The sequence below is a fragment of the Methanosarcina sediminis genome (genome assembly GCF_052056915.1).
GTDB lineage: Archaea > Halobacteriota > Methanosarcinia > Methanosarcinales > Methanosarcinaceae > MTP4.
In genome coordinates this window covers 2,433,760-2,450,546 of the sequence record NZ_CP195119.1, presented here as the reverse complement: position 1 = coordinate 2,450,546, position 16,787 = coordinate 2,433,760, and the positions used below count along the sequence as shown (strand labels likewise).

Here is a 16,787-nt window from a genome sequence, read left to right as displayed (position 1 = left end):
TTTAAAAAAGAAAGATTGAAGAAGGAAGTTTGAAAAGGAAGATTGAAGAAGGAAGATTGAAAAGGAAGATTGAAAAGGAAGATTGAAAAGGAAGATTGAAGAAGACGTGATGGAAACCCGGCAACCAGGTTTCAAAGCTCTAATTTTAATTAAAATTTCCTCAATTTCCTCAATTCCTTCAATTCTCCAATTTTAATTCAAATTTCTTCAATTCCTTCGATTTTCATGAGGGGATAATCCAGTTCGGGGTCGTACTCCATTCCCACTTTCACCCTGGCAGAGCCGTATTTTACGGTGATTTTTACTTTCAACATGGGCCCCTGGATTTCGAAGTAGCCGAATTCATCGTTCAATTTGCCTTTCAGCATTTCCCGGTCGATTTTCACGGAAATGTCTTCCACGTAAGGCTGGACGGAGATGCTTTCCTGAATGGCTATTTCCAGACTTCCTGCCGTTTTCAGGTTCACGGGGGAGCCAGTAAACTGGTGGAAGAGGGCACCCAATTTTATGCCTGCCTCAAAGAGAGCATTGTCCCTGTCAGTTATATTATCATTTGTATAATCAGTTATGGAATCACCTTTTCTTATTATTATTTGCATTGTTCAATAGGGGCACTTTCAGGAAGGGAGAGAGCATATAAACCAGCATCAAAATGAAAGGAAGCGGGGAAAAGAACCTCATGTAACGCAGGTCTATGAAGAAGAGCAGCACCATGGCGAAAAACATGAAAGCTATGAAAGCCAGGAGTTTAAAGTTCTTGATCTTGGGATAGGCCACGGAGCTTACCATCAGGAGGGACAGGGCAAGGGTCAGGACAAGCAGGAAGTCAATCCTGACAAGGTTTCCTCCCAGGAGCATGTACGAGGCTAGCATAACACAGCCTGCGGTGATCGGGAGCCCTTCGAAACCTGCCTTTTCCGAGGGGATTACGTTAAAACGAGCAAGCCTCAGGACCCCGCAGAGAGCATAGAAGTATGCAAAAATGACTACAATCAGGTCTTCTCCGCCAAAATTGAAGTAAATAACAAGAGCAGGAGCGACCCCGAAAGAGACAGCATCGGCCAGGGAGTCCAGCTGTTCCCCAAGCTTACCTCCCCCGAATTTCCGGGCAAAGTGCCCGTCCGCCCCGTCCGCAATTGCTGCAAGAAGCAGGAGGATCAGGGCAAGGTCAAAGGAGCCTACATGAGCAGCGGAAATAGCCGAGATTCCGAAGAAGAGGTTCGAAAGGGAAACAAAGTCAGGTAATCTTAAAAGCTGCAAAAGGGTCATACTACATCACTGTCCTCATTTAGTGTTGCTATAACGGTCCTGCCTGCGAACACCCTCTCTCCTTTACGGACAGTGATGTCAAAGGCTTCGGGGATTGTCACGTCTACCCTCGACCCGAAACGGATCATCCCTATGCGCTGGCCCTGTTCAACAATATCATCTTTTTTTGCATAAGTAACGATCCTGCGGGCAATTGTACCTGCGATCTGTGTAACACTAACATCCCCGTGTTTGCTGATGATAATGAACTCATTTCTTTCATTTCTTTCAGAGTCCTTGCAAAAAGCCGGAAGATATCCTCCTTTTTTGTAGACTACTTCCGTAATCCTGCCGGAAATTGGAGTCCTGTTTACATGGACGTTCTGGAGAAACATGAATATACAGATTTTACGCCCTCTTATGTCAATGACCGTGCCGTCAGCCGGGGAGATCATGTAGTTGTCCGAAACTTCTACTTTCCTCTCAGGGTCCCTGAAGAACCAGACCATGAATATGGCCATTGCTGTCCCCAGATACGTAGCGTGGAGAAACACGGAATAATTCGTAACCTGGTGAAAGCCCGCAAGAAGGGCAGTGACGGAGATAGCAACACAAATCCAGGGTTCCGAGCCTTTTGCAAACATACCTCTTCAGTCCCCCGCAAACCTGTCCAGGATATTTTTCACTTCTCTGGAAAGGACAACCCATAAACCATCGATCAGGTCCAGCAGTTCCGGCAGGATGCGGAGTACTGCGTATGAAATTAAAAAGAGAGCGATCCCTGAGCCTGCCTTTGCAATATAGTTGTGGGCAATCGAGAAACTGTTAATGCCAAACCACTGTTCCCCGTAAGCCAGAACCACAAAACTATCCCTGATAAGATTGAGCACGTAAATCACCGGCACTGAAACGATAAAAGCGGCAACCAGGCGCCTGAAAGGAGCACTTACCGAACCGATAAGCCCCATGAAAAGAGCAATGCTCTCGATTGCCGTACAGGCGAGGATGATCTCCACGGTATACCCGTTCAGGGTTATCATATTCCAGTCCTTCATATACACAGGGATATCGAAATAATGGAGTATCCAGACAACCTGGGAGGCTACCCCTCCTATGATCCAGGTGTTAAGGGCTGAAAAATTCGCAAATGGGAAATAGATAAGAGCTCCGAGGGCACTTGCACTTGTAAGCATGGAAGTTATTTCCATGCCTTTTTCCATGCCTTTTTCCCTGCCGTTGGAGGAAGAAATTTTCGAGCGTACCAGATCCCTGTTCTTTCCTACCAGGAGGACGCCTTCCCTGTATTCCCGGAGCATTATGTACGCAACGAACACACAGAAAAGGGCAAAGATAAAGGTTAAGCCCACATTTGCATAGTCCTGGATCTCTATGTAGTGAAAGGGCTGGTAACCCCAGTGAACGGAAAATAATCCCCAGCCTATTCCGCCGACCAGTTTGCGGACCATAAGGTTCCTGGGAATCACTGATGATGCAATCATTAGCCCGACTGCAAGCCAGAGTACATTTTCGATCATTTTTCAAGCACCTTTTTCCGGAAAACAGTATCTGAAATTCTCCAAGATGATTAAAAGCATTTCTATTGAAGATTCAGTTACAAGCTACCAGGCATGCGGATTTTAGTCTCATTTGAAAAACCCGATGCGTTATGGCTGCAAAAGCCAGAAGAAGCCCGGGAGAGAGCACTCGATTTACAAGCACTTAGTAAGTATGATAATAAATTTCTATTATAGAAGAATACCGATTACAAGAAGGTTTCCGTTAATAAAAAACCTGCTGCCTGGCAAAAAGAATGTTACCAGATGGAAAAGAGAAGTTACTCAGGAAGCAAAGAATAGAAAACTTTAAGAAAGGCTTCAGCAAAAGGAATCTTTTTGCATTGAGAAATTCCTGCAAAGAAAAAAGAATTTAGAAGAATAATTGAAATATGATAACGATTTTCTACATATGTACAGTAATAATATAATATTCTGCTATAACATAATATAATATTCTACCCCGGCACACCTGCCGGAAAACAGCATTCATGAGGAGATTGATAGCGGTAAAAACATCTCCATGAAAGTGTGTTAAGAAGGCGTTTTATGAGTCCTCCCCCCAGTCCCAGTCTAACCGTAGACGCGCTGATCCTCTATAAAAACAGACTTGTTCTTATAAAGAGAAAAAACCCCCCTTATCAAGGAAAATTTGCCCTTCCGGGCGGCTTTGTTGAAGTCGGAGAAAGCACGGAAAGAGCAGCTTTAAGAGAAGCTTTTGAAGAAACCGGACTTTCTATAGAGCTCGTCAAGTTAATCGGGGTCTATTCCGACCCCCGTCGAGACCCGAGAAGGCATACGGTTTCGGTGTGTTACCTCGCGACAGGACAAGGACAATTAAGATCGGGCTCTGATGCCGCTGCTGTGGAGCTTTTTGAACTTGATTCAATCCCTGAACTGGCTTTTGACCATGATAAAATGATAAACGATGCAAAAAGTGATATTAATGCGGTTTTGTCCCAAATGTAAAAGTATGATGTTTCCTAAGAATGGCAATTTAGAGTGTAGAAAATGTGGCCATTCGGAACCCATTGAAGAAAACGCAAAAGCGTTTGTCTCCAAAGCAAAGATGGAAGAACACGAAGTGGTAGTCCTGGAAGGCGAACAGATGACGGGCCTGCCCTCAACAAACGCAAAATGTCCGGAATGCGGGAATAACACCGCATACTGGTGGTTAAGGCAGCTCCGGTCTGCAGATGAGTCAGAAACCCGCTTTTTCAAGTGCACCAAATGCGGGTTCACCTGGAGAGAATACGACTGAAATTCCGAGGAAAAAAATCCCATCTCAAAAAAAGCTCGATAACTGTAAGGAGGTTGCTGTTCCCGCGACCCTGCACCTGAGAGAAAACGAATACCCCCTGCGAACCTGCCTTCCGACTTCCGGATGAGGTTAAAGCCTCCGGTTTTCTAACCAAACTTTATATAGTTGCCGGGACTTTGAATCTATTGATTCCAGAATTCCAGAAGGTTGTTTCCCCGAATTCCGGATTTTTCCGTCCGAAACGACCTGAAAGCGCCCTCGTCTATAAAGAAATTTATATATCTCAAGGGTAAATAGGAGTTTAAGATTTAAATTTATTTAACGGAGAAGAACTATGTTCAAGGCAGCGATTAATGCAGAGCTTCTGAAAGATTCGATTGCCTCACTGGCTGTAATTGTCGATGAAGTACGCTTCAGGATTAACTCGGAAGGAATTACCGTAAAAGCGGTTGACCCCGCAAACGTTGCGATGGGGATTTTCGAGCTAGGGTCGGCAGCTTTCGATGAATACAGCGCAGAAGAGTGCGAAATCGGAGTCGACCTGAACAAGATCACGGACCTGCTGGGAATTGCGGACAGGAGCGATACCGTGAGGATGGAGCTTGACGAAGTAAACCAGAAACTCCTTATAGACGTCGGTGGGCTTTCCTACACCCTTTCCCTCCTTGACCCCTCAACCATCCGGGCAGAACCGCGGGTACCCCAGCTCGAGCTGCCTGCAAAAGTCGTCCTTAACGGAGCTGACCTGAGGCGGGCTGTAAAGGCTTCCGAAAAGATCAGCGACCACATGCTCATGGGAATTTCCGAAGACACCTTTTACATGGAAGCAAAAGGCGACACCGACCAGGTCCGCCTGGAGATGGGCAGGGACCAGCTAATCGACATGAAGTCCGGAGATGCATGCTCGCTTTTCTCGCTGGATTACCTGTCCGATATTGTCAAACCCACAAACAAGGTCAACGAGGTTACCCTCTCCCTTGGCAGAGACTTCCCAATCCTGATCGATTTTGAAATCGCAAACGGGGCAGGAAAGATCTCCTATCTCCTGGCTCCGAGAATTGAGTCGGACTAACATTTATGGAAAATGAACAACTGGCATACTACCCATTTGTTTCAGAAGCATCTGCTTACGTAGAAAGCCTGGGGGTATCTCTGGATAGCCTCCTCAATTCCCGCGCCTACCGGGCTGCCAGAGCCCGGGGGATAGGACGGGTAAAAGAGGCGCTTGAAGGAGAAATTGGAAAATCTCCCCTCAATGGGGAAGCCCAGGTCCTTTCAGAACTCCTTTCTTATCCTTTTGCCAGGATGCTGGTCGCGTGTATTGATGACCAGCTCTTTACCCGGCGCTATGCCCTGGCAGAGGCAAAAGCTGCCTATACTCTCCTGAAGACGGAAAGTCATGATTTTTTGCTTGAGTTCGGGGAAGACTTCGGAATCTCCGCCGAGCCCCGGGAAACACATTTCAGCATGCATTTTACGGATTACATCAGGTTCTCGAATTCTTTAAAAGACCCCGCCTGGAAACTGACCAACCGCCAGCTCCGCGCAGGAAAAGTTCGGGTTACCAGGGAAGAATTCGCAAGGCTGCTCCAGGAAGCTGTCAGGGAACGCATCGAGCAGTCCTTTCCAATACCCGAAATCCCCGAAGAGGTATCGGCTTTTTGCGCCCCGCACGCTGCCGAGATCAAAGAACAGTTCGAGGTCCAGAAGAAAAAGTTCGGGGCAACAGATTTCGGAGTTGTGGAACCCGGACTCTTCCCTCCCTGTATCACCCATGCTCTGGCAAACGTGCAGGGCGGAGTAAACCTGGCACATTCCATGCGCTTTGCAATGACCTCTTTTCTCCTGAACGTAGGGATGTCCGTGGACGAAATCCTGAACCTCTTCAACGTCTCCCCTGACTTTGACGCGGAAAAGACCCTCTACCAGATCGAGCACATCGCAGGGGCTACAGGCAACGAGTACAAACCCCCTGCCTGCGACACAATGCGGACCTACGGGAACTGTGTAGGAAAGGACGGGATCTGCGCAAAGATCAGCCACCCCCTGGGATATTACGAGAGAAGGGTTTTCCTGAAAAATAAAGACAGGGAGAAAGAAGAGCAGAAAGGGGAGAAGAAGGAGAAAGGGCAGGAAAGAGGAGAAAAGGGAACAACCGAAATTAATGAAAAAAGAAGCAGAAAAAAAGAGAACGATAAAAATTAATGAAAAAAGAAGCAGAATCAGTGATCTTAAACCCGATAACCTTCTACCTCTTCTTATAGAATTGCTTTTTTACTTCCTTTCACTCACTTCCGTTTGTATTCCCTGCACTTTTCCACGAACTTTTCTACCGGGAAGGTGGAGGGATGGGCATGCATGTACCCGGCAAGAGTGTTGTGCTCCACAAGGCCGTCAAAGCCGTTCTGGATGCCTTTTCCGCGGAGCATTTCGTAGGCGAACCTGGCGTCCCGGTCGCAGTCGGTAAGGGAGTAGTGGAACTCGTGCCCTTTGAGGTTGTGGGAACTGAAATTTTTGTCAAGGGGACGGGCTTCGGTGTACCCGAGACCTCTTAAGCGGTTTGTCATGCGGGTGTCGGCGGGAACGACGTCTGCAAGTTTGTAGGTCCTGTCTTCCACTTCATAGGTCCCGCAGAGGTAGAGCAGCCCTCCGCATTCCCCGTAGATGGGCAGGCCGTCGGCTGAAAGGTCTTTTAAGCCGCGGGTGGTCTTCGAAACTTCCAGTTCCCCGGCATAGAGTTCAGGGTAGCCGCCTCCGAAATAGATCCCGTCCACGTCCGGAAGTTCCCCTTTCATGGGGCTGAAGAACTCGATCTCGGCCCCGCAGGCCCGGAAGGCATCGAACATGTCCTGGTAGTAGAAGCAAAATGCTGCATCCATGGCAACCCCTATCCTTACATCCGCGTCCTTATCCGGGATTTCCCGGATTTCAGGAATTGAACAGGGCTCAGAAAGTTCGAGAACTGCGTCAAGGTCCACATTTTCCTCGATGAATTCCGCCATTTCGGCAGTGTTGTAGTCTTTTTCATGAGCCATGTAGAGCCCGAGGTGCCGGGAAGGAACCTCGATATCTTTCCTTCTCGGGATCATTCCGACAATGGGTATATCATCGGGAAGGGCGTTTTTTATCATTTCCCCGTGCCTGGGACTTCCGACCTTGTTCAGGATGACGCCTGCAATCCGGACTTCCGGGTCAAACTCGGAGTAGCCCTTGACGAGGGCTGCAGCGCTCCGGGACATCCCGTGAACGTTGATGACCAGAAGTACAGGAATGTCAAGAACCTTTGCAACATGCGCAGAGCTTGCAATTTCCGTAGAGTCCATTCCGTCAAAGAGCCCCATTACCCCTTCAACGACAGAAATTTCGGCATCTCCGGAGGTTCTTGCAACCGTTTTTCCGACCCCGTCGGTGCCCATCATATAGGTGTCCAGGTTCCGGGAAGGACGCCCGCAAATTGCGGTATGGTGAGAGGGATCGATGTAATCCGGGCCAACCTTGTAAGGCTGGACCTTAAGCTGCCTGTGCTTGAGGGCCGCCATTATACCCATGGAGACGGTGGTTTTTCCAACTCCGCTGTGGGTTCCTGCAATAAGTATTCCTTTTGTCATTTGCTCACTATTGTACAGATTAATATATATTAATTGGGCTGCTCCGAGACCCTGAAGCCCTGAAACCCTGAAACCCTGTGCAGAAAATATTACAAATAGGGTTGTAATCGGGTTGTAAATAGGAGCATAAATAGGACTATAAAAATGAATATAAATAGGGACGTTTTTTATAAAAGGGAAAAACCTATCCGGGAGCCGAAGAACAAAATTCCTTTCACTTGAGTTTATCCCGGACCTGCGCTACTCATTTATATAACCTGATATTAGGTATATTACCGGCTATACATAACCGGTTTTTATTTCAGAGACAATTTTCGCCTTCTGCAGTGACGTTTTTCAGTTGCGGGAGCAAAAAACTATAATTCGAATTACAACTACAATCATTCGAATTACAACTACAATTAGAATTATAAGTATAAAAACATAAAAAAGGCTGGGAACCCATGTCAGAAGACAGGCCTGAACTCAATGCTCAAAAAACATCATCCGGAGCAACAAAGAAAACAGGAGCAGAAAAAGATACTTTTGAAAACATTCTGCCCCTGGCAGACCCTTACGGACGAAAAGTAACAGGGCTCCGCATATCGATCACGGAAAGGTGCAACCTTGCCTGCATGTACTGCCACAACGAAGGCTCGGAAGGCTGCACCCGGGGCCCCTCCGAAAAGGAGATGCCTGCGGAACTTATCTGTGAAATTGTCCGTACAGCGGCAAAATTCGGGGTCCGGAAAGTCAAATTCTCAGGAGGAGAACCCCTGCTCCGAAAGGATTTCGAGGAAATCCTGGCCTGCCTCCCGTCCTTGAAGGAGGTCTCGGTAACTACCAACGGCGTCCTGCTCTCAAAACGCGCAAAATCCCTGAAAGCGGCGGGCCTGGACAGGGTAAACGTGAGCCTTGACTCCCTCATCCCTGAAAGGTACGAAGCAATAACCGGAGCTCCTCCAGGCACCCTGGAAAAGGTAAAGGAAGGAATCGACAGCGCCGTTGAAGCAGGCCTGACCCCGGTAAAACTGAACATGGTGCTCCTGAAAGGCGTAAACGATACCGAGATCGACGCCATGATGGACTTCATCCGCCCCTACGAGGGACAGGTCATCCTGCAGCTGATCGAGCTCATGGACATCGACCCGGAACTCTCCCCGTACATGATCGATTCGGAATCCCTTAAAAAGTCCCTGGCAGAGAGGGCAAGCGAGGTCAGGGTCCGGCACCTGCACCACCGGAAAAAGTACATGATCGACGGGGTGGAAGTAGAGTTCGTACAGCCCATGGACAACTCCGAATTCTGCGCCAACTGCAGCAGGCTCAGGGTCACTGCAGATGGGAAATTAAAACCCTGCCTGCTGGTAAACGACAACCTGGTAGACGCCATAGAGGCAGAAAATCCGGAAGAGATCGAAAAACTCCTGAGGCTTGCGGTAAGCCGAAGAAAGCCCTATTACATAGCTGGTGCCGAAAAGAAAAAAATAGAACTCAAGGTTACAGGGAAAAAAAATTGAAGTAACAAAGAGCAATAAAAAACAGCATAAAAGAAAGGAAAAAAGGAAAGGAAGGAAAAGAAGGAGGAAGAAAAGTGAAAACCGAACTCGTAATTGATGGAAAGAAAGTTCCGATGAACGACTTTATAAGGAAAATCTTCACCAACACCGTAGGGGCAATGGTTGAGTGCCTGCACGGAATCGATGAAAACTGGACAGAGATTTCGTTAAAAATAGAAAAAGACGGGGAAGAAGAAAAATCCTGATTTATGGATTTTAATCCCCAATGTACTTCCACTTTTTTGGACTTATCTTATTGTGAGAACTTATCTAATTGTTAGGACTTGCGGACGTCCAATTTTTCTGATTTACCCAGGCCCTCTGACTTGCCTAATTTTTCAGATTTATCTAATTTTCAGGCACGTCTAATTGTCAGGCACGCCTAATTGTCAGACTTGCTTGATTCAAAAATACTTCTCAATCTCCGAAAACTCGATCCGGGCTGTGGAGTCCAGGGATATGGGAGTTATCGAGATGTGTTCTTTTTGCATAAGGGCATGCACGTCGGTCCCTTCGGCTTCTTCCTTTATGAGGTCTCCTGCGATCCAGTAGTAGGGCCTGCCGCGCGGGTCGTGTCGCTCTTCCACATCGGTTTTGAAGACCTTCCTGGCAAGGCGGGTAACTTCTATTGGAGTGTCCTCTTCAGCGTGGTAGGGGACGTTTATGTTCAGGAGGTCCACGGAATCGGGCATGCCGTATTTGAGGACGTTTCTTGCAATTCTGTTTACGACCTTTATTGCGACTTCGAAGCGTTCCCTGTGGTAGTCCCGCGGGTCATCGAACTTTTGCCCTTCCTCCAGGACCTGCATGGAAGCCGCTATTGCAGGAATGCCGTAGCTTGCGGCTTCAAGGGCACCTCCGATGGTCCCGGAGGTCGTAATCGTGTCCGTACTGATGTTTTCCCCGATATTGAAGCCTGAAAGGATGAGGTCCGGCATTTCCTTCATGATCGTAAAAATCCCGAGAATAACCGAATCCGTGGGAGTCCCGCCAACGGCATGGGCAGGAACTCCTCCGATATCCGTTTTCGTGATCCTCAGGGGTTCAAAAATAGAGATCGAACGTCCGACCCCACTCTGCTGCATCGCAGGGGCCGAGATGGTGACTTCCCCGAGGTCCGCAACGCTTTCATAAGCAGCCTTGAGACCCGTAGAATAAACACCGTCATCATTTGTAACAAGGATTTTGGGGGACATTAGCTTCACTCTTAAGTTTGCTGATGATTTAAAATTAATGGAGGGGAAACAGGGAAGTAACCCATGCTCCCGACTTTTTTCAAGCATCACTTACGAACTTTTTAATTGGCATATTAAGAGCCTATCCGAAAAGTCAATAACGACATGTTGTAAAAGTTACAATCGGTTTAAGTATCAGGGTATCCTTTCCGGTTTTGCGTATTGCATTTTGTATAAATCACAGTAGGTCACAACACTTTTCGGATAGGCTCTAAGTCAAAATCTCTTCTTTAGAATACAACACCTCAGGAATCATTCAGAAAAAATATAAAGGATCGGGAATTCTAATAGAATATACTCAAAAATTTTAATAGTGAACTTGATTTTTGACACTGTTTAATAATTTTAACATATTTCCACCTTTTTGACGATGCGTAGGGGATAAATATGATAATTGAAAGTAAAACTGTTGCCCGGGGAATTATTTTTATTCTAATACTCATTACTGCAGGAACAACTGCAGTAGAGGCCATTGAAGTGCGGGGACCTGTCTACGAAGGAGTAAGCCTTCAGGAAATAATCGGGATCAACAATGATGATTATATCGAAATGAATGCTGGAAATTTTGCAGGTTTTTTTTACGACGTAGATAAGAATATCTCAAGTGAAACACTGCGTATTTACGGCGGGGACTTTCTTCCGGATGCCCGGACCATAACTGAAAACGGGATCGTGTATACCTGCAAGGTAGCCAGTACAGGCTATAAATATGAAGGGGACTGGAAAGGGCAGGAATATCCCGTTATCGGCTTCTTTGGGGAGAAATATATCCCATTGAGGTCCGCAGAAAAAGAAATATGGGAATGTAACCCGGAGAATATTGCTAAACTAATTCTGGATGATGACCAGAAATACACCCTGAGGGCAGGGGATACTCTTGACCTGGGGGAAGGCTATGCCCTTAACGTCAAGCAGTTCGATGTTGACAGGGAAAAGGTATGGCTTGAGTTTACAAAGGACGGAGAGTACGTTGATGACGAAATTATTAGCATTACAGCCGAAACCCCGGACGAACTCAAGACCTGGGCTGTTGAACTTGACAATATCGAGGGCGAAGACGATGTCATAGTTATGAGAGTACACGTTAACCAGATTTTTCATGATGCTGTAGGCGGTATTGTCCAGATAGAAGGGATCTGGCTCATCGACTACTATAACGCTTTCACAATTGAACTTGGAGATAATTTCGGAAAACTCGACGTTGTGGAGATGAAAGACGGGAGCGGCCCTAATGACCCCGGATATCTGATGTTCAGGAATAAGAAGCCTGTTTTTCTTCAAAAAGGTGACTCAAGAAAAGAACTTATGGATAAACTGAGTTTTGAAGTTGCAGATGACGAAAACCTGAGATTCTACCTTAAGAAGGAATTTACCGAACCGGGCATTTATGAAACCAGAGGTTCCATTGCAAGGGCTAATGACCCTGAATTCGAATGGGACTACAGCACGTTTGCAGGCTTCTTCTATTATCTGGACGAAGACATATCCTCCGAATCCCTGACGATAAACGCCTCTACCCTGATGGGCAACGACCGCACGATTGATGCTGGGGAATTGACCTATTTTGCTAACATAACTACGGTTAATTACGAATACACTGATGATGACAACTGGACCGAAAAATATGAAACAATCGGGCTCTTTGGAAATGAATATATCGCACTTAAATCTCAGGACGAGGTGGACTGGGAAGCCCGACCAGACAAACTTGCAAAGCTTGTACTCGACAGTGGTGAAAAGTACACCATCAGACCCGGAGAAACTCTTGACCTTGGCAACGGATATAACCTAAAAGCTAAAGAAGTTTATCTCGAAAACGACAGTGTCTGGCTTGAATTCACAAAAAAAGGAGAAACCATTGATGCCAAAATCGTTGAAGCCAACGTCAACGACACATGGGAAGTTGAGCTTGATGACATTGAGGATAAAGACAACATCATTGTCCTGAGGGTACACGTCAACCAGGTATTCCAGGGAGCTGTTGACAGACTCGCCCAGATAGAAGGGCTCTGGCTTATCGACTACGAGAACGCCTTTGCAATTGAACTTGAAGATGATTTCGGAAGACTTGAAGTCGTGGAAATTGGGAATGGGAAGGGTCCAGATGACACCGGAGATTTGATCTTCAAGAACTACAAGCCTGTTTTTCTTGAAAGAGGTTCCGTACAGGACCTGGGAGATAACCTGAAATTCAGAGTTTTTGATGAGCCTGAACTCAAGTTTTATCCATTTGCGGAATGGAGAATCATGGGAGAAAGTCCCCAGGAAGAAACAAAAATTCATGTTTGTAGGGATGGAACTGCCGATTATACGACCATACAGGAAGCCGTGGACAATGCAGTTGATGGGGACATGATTGTTGTCCATCCAGGGACATATATTGAAAATATTAACGTTGACAAAGAACTTGCTATAATATCGAGATCAGGATATCCGGGCGATACGGTTGTCCAAGCCGCAAGTCCGAACAGCCACGTTTTCCACGTAAGCTCGGACAGGGTAAAAATCAGCGGGTTTAGCATAACAGGTGCCACCCAAGGAATTCCGAATAATGCAGTTGCAGGGATCTATCTGGACGGGGCCAGTAAAAACACGATTCAAAACAACGAAATCGTGAATAACGAGATAGGAATCATCCTTTCGGATTTCAGTAATGAGAACCTCCTTCAAAGAAATACTGTTCAAAACAGCGATACAGGTATTTTGCTTGAGGGAGGAGCATATAATACACTTACACGGAACGATGCCTCATCCAATACCGCTGGCATATATATCATCAATTCAAGCCTGAACCAATTTTTCCAAAACACCATATCAGATAATTCCTTTGGGATTGTTCTCCGGAACTCTGGTAAAAATTACCTGAGGGAAAACAGGATAAGCCTGAACCTGAACGGAATTGTACTTGAAAACAGCAAGAGAAACAGCATCTACAACAACCGGTTCAACAATACGAACAATGTAGAACTGGAAGGCAACAATAATGCGAACTTCTGGAACACAAGTAAAGCGTCATATGCCAACACCCTGGGAGGTCCCTATCTAGGAGGAAATTTCTGGGCAAAGCCTGATGGAAATGGCTTCAGCCAGATATACCCCGTGGATGAAAATGAGGACCTGATAAGTGATTTATCATACAACATCGGAGAATACAATACCGACTATTTCCCACTACTGTTACCATACTTTAACAGGAGCACCAGCAAAGCTGTCGGAGATGAGGCAGAAGGGCCATACATCTGGAACTACTCGAACTGCGACCTATTTTTCTGTGACCCTGACACCGGTATATACACCGAAAACCTGTCAGTGAACGCAGTTGAAAGCCGGACAATAGGGGAAGGAAAACTTGTTTACAAGACACAGGCCGGATATGTGAAATACAGGTATCAGGAAAAAGACTGGAAAGGTGAAACCTATCCGATTATAGGGTTCTTCGGAGAGTCATGTATTCCATTAACCGACAAGTATGAAATCGTCCGGGTAAACAAGCTTGTCCGGCTTCTTGTAGACGACGCTGAAAAACATACACTGAGAGCCGGAGAAATTCTTGATCTTGGAGATGGATACACACTTGAATCCCGAATGGTCGATGCAGAGAAAAACAAAGTCTGGCTCATATTCCTGAGGGAAGGTAAATACGTAGCCGACGAAATCATAGACCTCTCCGAAGGAAACGAAAACGGCGTGACCTGGGAAGTTAACCTTGAAGAAGTCGAAGGCGAAGATGGAGTCCTCGTCCTGAGAGTCCATATTAACCAGATACTCCGGGAAGAAGGAGAAGAAGATATGGTCCAGGTCCAGGGGCTCTGGCTCATTGACTATGATAACGTCTTTGAAATCGAGTTTGATGATGAATACAGAATACTTGAAGTTACGGAGATCAGATGCGGAAACGGTCCGGATGATCCCGGATACTTCATGTTAAAGAATAATGAACCTGTTTATCTGGAGAGAAATTCTGTTCAGAACATTGCCGAAGGGATGAAATTCGATGTAATGGATTCCCCTGAACTTAAGTATCATCTTTTTATTGAAGCTAAGGAAACAAAAATCGAAAATGCCCTTTCGTGTTATCCGTTCTATCCGTTCAACTCAGAAATAACATCAAAGGAAGGGGAGACTCAAGAATTCAACCTCACCTGCAACAAGATCTCCAATATTACTCTCTATCTGAACGGGAAAGAAGTTAAAAACGAGACTTCAGCAACTTTCCTATCTTACGAAAGCAGCACGGTTCCTGCAGGCACCTATCAAGTCAGGGCAATAGCCATAACCGAAGCCGAAGAAGTTCAACGCAACTGGAGATGGATTGTCGGCAAAGAGGATAGTAATAGCGGAGGCAGCTCCTCTGGCGGCGGAGGTGGCGCGGGAACCCCTGAGTCTGCAAGAAACATTGAAATTAAAGAACTTTCCCAGCAGTTCGTTACCAACGGGAAGCATGTGAAATTTGAGTTCCTGCAGGAAGTCACCTGCGTCAATTGCGTGGAATTCGATGCCATGAGAACCGTTGGGAGGACCACAACCATTGTGGAAATGCTCAAAGAAAAATCCACATTGACCGAATCCGCACCTGAAGGGGAAATCTACCGTTATCTGAACATCTGGGTCGGAAACAGCGGGTTTGCATCTCCGGAAAATATCGCAGAACCCTGTGTAGGGTTCAAAGTGGAAAAAGCCTGGATTGCTGAAAACGGAATCCAAGAAACAACGATATGCCTGTGCAGGTACAGCGAAGGCAAATGGGACAGGCTTCCAACAGAAAAAGTGGGTGAGGACCAGAACTACCTCTACTTCAAAGCCAGCACCCCGGGATTTTCCCCTTTCGCAATAACCGGGGAGAAAAAAACAAGGACAACTGAAATCGAAACTGAAGAAAAACTCGCTGGAAAGGACTCAGGTATGGATAGTGAAAGTTCTTCAGTAGTCGTTTCCGAGCCATATTCGAAAAAGCCAGCATCAGAGGGAGAATCGGCAGAAGGCAAAACTATGCCAGGAATCGGAATTATTCCGGGCTGTCTGACCTTTATTCTGGCAGGGAGGGCATTAGGGAAGAAAAGATAAACTCCCAACGGACTGCTGAAGCATAAAAACTCTTTTTTCCAAAAACGTTCATTTTTTATTTTTCCCCTTAACCTTTCACTCTAACTGTAAAAAGGCAACAGTAAACAAAAAAGAGAATAAGAGGAGAGGGTTTTGATTTTTTTTGAAGAATTTTATAAAAATGAAAACAATATATAGAGAGCCTTATGTTTAGTTGATTAAAAAGCATCCCATAGGGGTGGGAACAAACCTTAAGCTCCGACACAGAAGAATAAAAAATTAAAGAGAAATATGAAATTTCAAGGCTGTTTCTTTAGCGTTTGCTGAGCCTTGAACTCTTTTTTACAATAAATTTTCAAATCATCCCTGAAGCATTCCTTAAAAAGCGCCTGTAAAGCGAACAAATAATCCCCACAAAAACATAAAAGGGGAAATTGAGGGAATGCTTTGAATTCAACTTAATTGCGGCTTAAAAAATTGTCTTAACCGCATACTCATAAAGGTGATACAGACTCAAAGAAATCATTATCACCTTTATTGCCAGAAATTCCAGGCTGTGGAGCGATTCCACAACCAGTTCCATACTTAATTCTCTTTCTTCAACGATAAGTTTTACAATTTCTCTTAAACCTCTTTCAAACATTTAAATCATACCCCACTGATAAACTCACATTTCGACTTTCTGCCAACATGAGATATTAATTTCTATAGCTTGGCCATTTGATTAATAGGCCCTCAACAGAATGGCATATTTGCACCTTTAATTTGTACAAAAACACTAGAATTCGAAATGTGAGTGATAAAGTACACCCACAAAGTATTCGCATACCCATTTAACGAATACTCATAAAGTATCCTATTATCAATAATGCCCTGAAAAGGCATCTTCAAACGAAAACATCCTTTTCTCACCCCCGTGCAATCTAGCTTTACAGATCGATCGTATTAATAAATTTTGGGTTAATATAAAAAATTATAAATGAGTAAATCAACTATACACGAACCCTCAAATCCACATGAAACCATCAAAAAAGGAAGCAAAAGCCGAATATGAAAAGCAAAGAATGGCGGGGCATAGGGTTTAGGAAGAAGATGTGAACAAAAAAACAGGGACAATAGAAGCCTTGAATAGAAGACGTCCTTCTTTCCAGTAACCTTGCTCTGAGCCGAAAAAAAACCTGAAATTCCGGGAAAAAAGAGATAAAAAGAGGCTTTAAGAGTCAAAAATAAACAAAACACTTGCCTTTTATCATGCTGTATTTATTTTTTACCTGCCCGCTCCGTATCCTGAAAAACTGTTT

Annotated in this window: 14 protein-coding genes; 7 read left to right on the top strand and 7 right to left on the bottom strand. The window is 45.5% G+C overall.

The window, feature by feature from the left end:
• Window positions 1-197 precede the first annotated feature (197 nt).
• Genes ACSAZK_RS10535 through artA form a run of 4 tightly spaced genes read right to left on the bottom strand, consistent with a single transcriptional unit; the run spans window position 198 to window position 2,783 of the window.
• The gene (locus tag ACSAZK_RS10535; protein ID WP_440954098.1) at window positions 198-599 is read right to left on the bottom strand and encodes a dihydroneopterin aldolase family protein; all 402 of its coding nucleotides are present in this window, start codon (window positions 597-599) and stop codon (window positions 198-200) included.
• Complete coding sequence (locus tag ACSAZK_RS10530) at window positions 574-1,269, bottom strand: archaetidylserine synthase (protein ID WP_440954097.1); 696 nt, start codon at window positions 1,267-1,269, stop codon at window positions 574-576. Before ACSAZK_RS10530 ends, ACSAZK_RS10535 begins: the two co-directional genes overlap by 26 nt.
• On the bottom strand, window positions 1,266-1,892 hold the full coding sequence (locus tag ACSAZK_RS10525; RefSeq protein WP_440954096.1) for a phosphatidylserine decarboxylase: 627 nt from the start codon (window positions 1,890-1,892) through the stop codon (window positions 1,266-1,268). Before ACSAZK_RS10525 ends, ACSAZK_RS10530 begins: the two co-directional genes overlap by 4 nt.
• Window positions 1,893-1,898: 6 nt before the next feature.
• Window positions 1,899-2,783, bottom strand: a complete 885-nt coding sequence (artA, locus tag ACSAZK_RS10520; protein ID WP_440954095.1) for an archaeosortase A — start codon at window positions 2,781-2,783, stop codon at window positions 1,899-1,901.
• Between the two features lie 567 nt (window positions 2,784-3,350).
• On the opposite strand from artA, the gene ACSAZK_RS10515 reads away from it, so the two are divergent.
• The 4 genes from ACSAZK_RS10515 (at window position 3,351) to priL (ending at window position 6,267) form a co-directional block, all read left to right on the top strand.
• A complete protein-coding gene (locus ACSAZK_RS10515; RefSeq protein WP_440954094.1) occupies window positions 3,351-3,770 on the top strand; it encodes an NUDIX domain-containing protein in 420 nt (139 codons plus the stop codon).
• The gene (locus ACSAZK_RS10510) at window positions 3,748-4,062 is read left to right on the top strand and encodes a transcription factor S (RefSeq protein ID WP_440954093.1); all 315 of its coding nucleotides are present in this window, start codon (window positions 3,748-3,750) and stop codon (window positions 4,060-4,062) included. Before ACSAZK_RS10515 ends, ACSAZK_RS10510 begins: the two co-directional genes overlap by 23 nt.
• A 334-nt stretch (window positions 4,063-4,396) precedes the next feature.
• On the top strand, window positions 4,397-5,134 hold the full coding sequence (locus ACSAZK_RS10505) for a DNA polymerase sliding clamp (protein ID WP_440954092.1): 738 nt from the start codon (window positions 4,397-4,399) through the stop codon (window positions 5,132-5,134).
• A gap of 5 nt (window positions 5,135-5,139) precedes the next feature.
• Window positions 5,140-6,267 carry a DNA primase regulatory subunit PriL gene (priL, locus tag ACSAZK_RS10500; protein WP_440954091.1) on the top strand — a complete coding sequence of 376 codons (1,128 nt, stop codon included), beginning with the start codon at window positions 5,140-5,142 and terminating at the stop codon, window positions 6,265-6,267.
• Window positions 6,268-6,350: 83 nt separating this feature from the next.
• Here priL and ACSAZK_RS10495 read toward each other — a convergent pair whose 3' ends face one another.
• The gene (locus ACSAZK_RS10495; RefSeq protein ID WP_440954090.1) at window positions 6,351-7,670 is read right to left on the bottom strand and encodes a cobyrinate a,c-diamide synthase; all 1,320 of its coding nucleotides are present in this window, start codon (window positions 7,668-7,670) and stop codon (window positions 6,351-6,353) included.
• A 443-nt stretch (window positions 7,671-8,113) separates the two neighbouring features.
• Between ACSAZK_RS10495 and moaA the strand changes: the two genes are divergently transcribed.
• A complete protein-coding gene (gene moaA / locus ACSAZK_RS10490) occupies window positions 8,114-9,169 on the top strand; it encodes a GTP 3',8-cyclase MoaA (protein ID WP_440954089.1) in 1,056 nt (351 codons plus the stop codon).
• Between the two features lie 74 nt (window positions 9,170-9,243).
• On the top strand, window positions 9,244-9,414 hold the full coding sequence (locus ACSAZK_RS10485) for a hypothetical protein (protein ID WP_440954088.1): 171 nt from the start codon (window positions 9,244-9,246) through the stop codon (window positions 9,412-9,414).
• Between the two features lie 198 nt (window positions 9,415-9,612).
• Here ACSAZK_RS10485 and surE read toward each other — a convergent pair whose 3' ends face one another.
• Window positions 9,613-10,404: a 5'/3'-nucleotidase SurE gene (gene surE / locus ACSAZK_RS10480; protein ID WP_440954087.1), complete on the bottom strand. Its 792-nt coding sequence runs from the start codon at window positions 10,402-10,404 to the stop codon at window positions 9,613-9,615.
• 426 nt (window positions 10,405-10,830) lie between these two features.
• Here surE and ACSAZK_RS10475 point away from each other — a divergent pair, with 426 nt between their 5' ends.
• A complete protein-coding gene (locus tag ACSAZK_RS10475; RefSeq protein WP_440954086.1) occupies window positions 10,831-15,507 on the top strand; it encodes an S-layer protein domain-containing protein in 4,677 nt (1,558 codons plus the stop codon).
• A gap of 448 nt (window positions 15,508-15,955) precedes the next feature.
• Here ACSAZK_RS10475 and ACSAZK_RS10470 read toward each other — a convergent pair whose 3' ends face one another.
• On the bottom strand, window positions 15,956-16,129 hold the full coding sequence (locus ACSAZK_RS10470) for a hypothetical protein (RefSeq protein WP_440954085.1): 174 nt from the start codon (window positions 16,127-16,129) through the stop codon (window positions 15,956-15,958).
• Window positions 16,130-16,787 lie beyond the last annotated feature (658 nt).